Source organism: Streptomyces alkaliphilus (assembly GCF_014141535.1).
Taxonomy (GTDB): Bacteria; Actinomycetota; Actinomycetes; order Streptomycetales; family Streptomycetaceae; genus Streptomyces; species Streptomyces alkaliphilus.
The window spans coordinates 1-958 of record NZ_VKHT01001425.1; the positions used below are offsets into that span (position 1 = coordinate 1).

Annotated in this window: 1 protein-coding gene; it reads right to left on the minus strand. The window is 70.6% G+C overall.

The genetic code is table 11. From position 1 onward, the window contains the following. Positions 1-129: 129 nt before the first annotated feature. On the minus strand, positions 130-918 hold the full coding sequence (locus FNQ90_RS24880; protein WP_182608391.1) for an IclR family transcriptional regulator: 789 nt from the start codon (positions 916-918) through the stop codon (positions 130-132). Between the last annotated feature and the right edge of the window lie 40 nt (positions 919-958).

Here is a 958-nt window from a genome sequence, read left to right on the forward strand (position 1 = left end):
GATGGGGGTTGGCCGGGGTCGGTGAGGGGCCGGTCGGGTCAAAGGGCAGGGCGCTCCACGAGTGGAGCGCCCCGTTCGGTCCGGTACGGGGTCAGAGTCCCGTATATGTGAGGTTATGACTTGTATGGGTTATTCGCTTCCGAGCGACACGCCCCGGAAGCGATCGGCCCCCAGATCCCTGGAGATCGACCGTGCGCAGTCCCGCACCGCCGCCACCAGGCGCGGTCGCGGTGCCCCGTCGGCGTGCACCCGTTCCACCGCTCCCATCACCCCCACCGCCCCCACCGGCATGCGGTGACGATCCAGGATCGGCGCCGCCACCGCGGCGATACCTTCCCAGGTCTCGCCGTTCTCACCCGCCCAGCCCCGACTCCTGGCCTCCTCCAACTCCCGCTCCAGGACGGAGGAGTCGGTCACCGTGCGGTCGGTGATCGACTTCAGGCCGGCATCCAGCATCTCGCTGTGCGCCACCGGGTCCCAGGCCGCCAACACCTTGCCCAGCGCGGTGGAGTGCAGCGGCCGCATCGTGCCGATCTCCAGGACCTGCCGACTGTCGTCCGGACGGAAGACGTGGTGCACGATCAACACCCCCTGGTGGTGCAGGACCCCCAGATGGACGCTCTCACCACCCGAACGGGCCAGATCGTCGGTCCACACCAGCGCGCGGGCCCGCAACTCGTGCACGTCCAGATAGCTGTTGCCGAGCCGCAGCAGCTCCGCCCCCAGTTGGTACCGCCCGCTCACGGGGTCCTGCTCGACGAAGCCCTCCTGTTGGAGGGTGCGCAACAGACCGTGCGTGGTGCCCTTGGCCAGCCCCAGGGTCGAGGCGATGTCCGACAGTCCCAGTCGGCGCTCACCGCCCGCCAACAGGCGCAGCACCGCCGCGGCGCGCTCCAGCGACTGGATGGTCCGCGCCATGCGGCCTCTCCCTCCGACTCGCCGCGGGGTCGCCCGGGCC

Excerpts from the sequence above, each read along its gene's own strand:
- FNQ90_RS24880 (WP_182608391.1), bottom strand. The coding sequence starts at position 918 with ATGGCGCGGACCATCCAGTCGCTGGAGCGCGCCGCGGCGGTGCTGCGC.